Raw genomic sequence first — 3363 nt, 5'->3', positions numbered from 1 at the left:
TCGTTGAGCCGCCATGACCGATGCGCAGGAATCCAGTGGCGGTCGCATGTGTCCAGCGTCAAGTGTGCGGTGCCGATCGCCCGGCGCAGGACGGAGGTGTGCACCACGTCGGGCAGGATCCCCGCCGCGGCGAGCAGTTCGCCGCTGCGCACTGCTTCGGCCCGGCCGTCCTCGGTGAGGGGGACGTCGAGCCAGCCCGTGAACTCACCCCTGGCGTTCCCCTCGCTCTCGCCGTGGCGCAGTAGGACGAGGGTGCTCATCGGGCCTCCCCGTGCTCGTTCAGGTTAGTACGCTATGCGTAGTATATTGGTGGCACGAGCGTACTAGGAGGGTGTCGTTGAACGGGGGTGTCGCGATGAAGCGGTACCTCGCCTCCACCTTCTCGGCGCTGGTCGTGCGTGATTACCGACGGTTCGCGTTCGGCCAGGCGATCTCCGTCAGCGGCACCTGGATGCAGAAGCTCGCTCAGGCGTGGCTGGTGTTGGAATTGACCAACTCGCCGCTGCTCCTGGGTGTCACCGTGGCGATGCAGCAGCTTCCGACGCTGCTGTTCACCACCGTGGGCGGGGCTCTCGCGGACCGCTTCGATAAGCGCACGATCCTGCTGTGGACGGCCATCGCCGCGACGGTCCCGGCGCTCGTCCTCGGCGTCCTCGTCCAAATGCAGCTCGCTGCGGTCTGGATCGTGATGCTGGCAGCTCTGATCCAGGGCCTTGTCGACGCGGTCGACAAGCCCGCCCGGCTCACCGTCGTCAACGACATCGCCACTCCGGCGACACTGACGAATGCGGTGATGCTCAACGGCATCATTCAAGACAGCGGCAAGGTCGCCGGTCCTGCGGTCGCGGGCATCCTGATCGCATCGGTCGGCATCTCGGCGGCCTTCTACATCAACGCCTTCTCCTATGTGCCGGTGATCGTGGCACTTCTCCTCATCAGGCCGCATCAGCCAGTTGAGCCGGTCGCAGCCTTCAAGGCGATGGGGAACCTGACGGGCACGCTGCGCTACGTGGCCGGGCATCCCAAGCTCGCTGCGGCCCTGGCGTTGATGGCCGTGGCCGGGCTCCTCGCCTACAACTGGAACGTCCTGTTGCCGACTCTGACACGTGATGTCTTCGGGGGCGATGCGCGGATGGTCGGGTTCGCCTTCACCAGCATGGGGCTGGGGGCCGTGCTCGGCGGGTTGGCCCTTGCGGCATTCCTCAAGGCGAGCTCGCGGCGGTTGATCGTCAACGGATGTGCCTTCGCCGCAGCGCTCGTGGCGCTCGGTCTCGCGCCGGCGCTGCCGTTCGTATACGTCGTACTCTTCTTCGTCGGAGCCTTCAGCGTGACGTTTCGGGCGACCGCGACGTCGATCTTGCAGCTCAACGCCGACCCTCAGATGCGGGGCCGCGTCATCTCCCTGCTCGTGCTCGCCACCGCGGGAACCACGCCGCTCGGTGGGCCGCTCATCGGATGGATCTGCGAGCACGCCAGCCCGCGGGTGGCCTGCCTGGTCGGCGGCGTTGGCACCGCCGCGGCTGCGCTGGCGTGCTTGCAGTACCTGCGGACGAAACACGAGCTGGCCGGGGTGGCGGGGGAGCCGCTGGTGGACGGCCCCGTGCTGGACTACGAGAGCGCGATCAGCCTTTCGAGCGACGGCAGTGCCGCCATGATCGAGCGACGATCGTCTTCGGACAGCCGACCGACCTGAAGTGCGAGGAACTCGTTCGCCCGCTGCCTCGCCGCGGCCAGTAGGTCGTGACCGTGATCGGTGATCACCACGACGAAGCTGCGGCCGTCGGCGGGGTCGACCCCGCGCTCCAGGTAGCCGGTCTCCTCCAGCCGGGCGACGAGCCGGGTGACCGAGGACTTGCTGATCTGTTCGCGACGGGCCAGCTCGCCCACCCGCAGCGGGCCGTTCCTCTGGATGGTGGAGAGCGCCGAGACCTGAGACATCGTCAGCTCGGTCTGGGATCGCTTGCGCAGCTTGCGCGTCAGCCGGAGGCTGACGTCCTGGAGGGCGGCCACGTCGTCGGCGTGGACGGCTCCGTTTGGGTGCGCAGGCATCGACACCCCAACACACTAGTACGGGGGTACAACCATCCACCCCGCATCGGCGCGGGCGGAACTCAGCGAGTCGGAGTTGCCTTGTGGCGTGGGTGGATCAGGTACCGCAACCAACGGACATCGATCAACACGAGTATTCGATCCTTCGGCTCAGGCGGACTTGGTGAGGATGGGAAGGATGCGGCGACGCTCGCCTGCGACATCCGAGAAGTGGTGCAACGCTTCGGGAACCGACGGTGTGGTCGGGAAGGCTTCGTCGACGCCGCATAGCCGCATGGTGCGCGAAACCGGCTGGCTGACGATCAGCGACCACTCGTCGCCCGCCGCGTAGCAGGCCTCGTCGATCGCGTCGAGAAGGGTTATCCCCGTGGCAGCGAATGAGGTGACGCCACTGAGATCGAGGATGAAGGGCTTCTCCGCGATGATGCAACCCTTGGCCTGCTCAACGACGAGCTCGAGGTTGATCTCGTCGATGGCGCCGGTGATGGTCAGTACGGTGGCCAGCTGGCGGCACTGCTTGTGAAGCTCTGCGCCGTTGCACTCAACCGACGGATTTCCGTAGCGGAAGCGGGAATTCGATGCTGTGCTCGTGTTGGTGATAGTCATGGCACTGCCTCCCTTCGGTAGTTGCCGAATGAGAAGGCGGCGATGCCGTCATTTCGACCTGAAACCCAAGGTAAGGGCCCAAAATAAGGTACCGGGGAGTAACTCCTAAATCATCGTTAAGAAGTCCCGGCGCAACGGGGACAGCAAATCCACGCAGGCACGGGACGGACGGGTCAGCCCCTGCGCCCCTGGGCGCCGGAATACCCCTCCCACGGGGAGTAGTCCGCGATGAGCTCCTCCTGCGGCGGCCGCTGGGCTTCCGGCACGTGCTGAAGGTTGATGCGGACGCGGTACCAGATCGAACTGGGGCCACGCATTCCGTCGAGGAGCACGTCGACGGGTTCCAGCCGTTCGGCGGCGGACCCGTACCTGGCCTTCCACGTCTGTAGTGCCGCCAGCGCCTCATCCTTGGTCTTGGTGCGGGCGATCTCGATCAGCGGCATCTTGGAGACTCTGTAACCGGGTCCGCCATTTTCGCGTCGCGCCCCCTTCGGCGCCTTCTCTGCGGGTCCGAGTTCATCCGCGAGTTGCAGGAGTCCCTCCAGCCCGCCCCGCGCGTCGTCCATGCCCTCCCACGGGTCGCCGACGTCCGCGTAGCGGGCGGGCACCGTTGCCACGGTGAACGCCTCGGGCCTGCAGTCCGACACCTCGTCCCAGCGCAGTGGGGTGGAGACCCGCGCGTCCGGTCGCGAGCGCACGGAGTAGGCC

Annotated in this window: 5 protein-coding genes; 1 reads left to right on the top strand and 4 read right to left on the bottom strand. The window is 66.4% G+C overall.

All coding sequences use genetic code 11. The annotated features are described in order from the left end of the window. A partial coding sequence (locus ACRDUX_RS41030) for a 2,3-bisphosphoglycerate-dependent phosphoglycerate mutase (RefSeq protein ID WP_526423332.1) occupies positions 1–260 on the bottom strand: 260 nt, incomplete at its 3' end. 95 nt (positions 261–355) lie between these two features. Here ACRDUX_RS41030 and ACRDUX_RS41025 point away from each other — a divergent pair. Beyond that, a complete protein-coding gene (locus tag ACRDUX_RS41025) occupies positions 356–1693 on the top strand; it encodes an MFS transporter (RefSeq protein ID WP_526423330.1) in 1338 nt (445 codons plus the stop codon). Here ACRDUX_RS41025 and ACRDUX_RS41020 read toward each other — a convergent pair. From ACRDUX_RS41020 to ligD, 3 genes are all read right to left on the bottom strand, one after another. Then, positions 1609–2049 carry a MarR family winged helix-turn-helix transcriptional regulator gene (locus ACRDUX_RS41020; protein WP_526423328.1) on the bottom strand — a complete coding sequence of 147 codons (441 nt, stop codon included), beginning with the start codon at positions 2047–2049 and terminating at the stop codon, positions 1609–1611. The two genes, ACRDUX_RS41025 and ACRDUX_RS41020, sit on opposite strands and share 85 nt — an antisense overlap. 150 nt (positions 2050–2199) lie before the next feature. Further along, positions 2200–2655: an STAS domain-containing protein gene (locus ACRDUX_RS41015; protein ID WP_526423326.1), complete on the bottom strand. Its 456-nt coding sequence runs from the start codon at positions 2653–2655 to the stop codon at positions 2200–2202. Positions 2656–2828: 173 nt separating this feature from the next. Beyond that, the coding region (gene ligD, locus ACRDUX_RS41010) for a non-homologous end-joining DNA ligase LigD (RefSeq protein WP_526423324.1) at positions 2829–3363 on the bottom strand (535 nt) is incomplete at its 5' end.

Source organism: Mycobacterium sp. (assembly GCF_050701675.1).
GTDB lineage: Bacteria > Actinomycetota > Actinomycetes > Mycobacteriales > Mycobacteriaceae > Mycobacterium.
The sequence above is the reverse complement of the archived record's forward strand: the minus strand, read 5'-3'. Positions and strand labels throughout refer to the sequence as shown.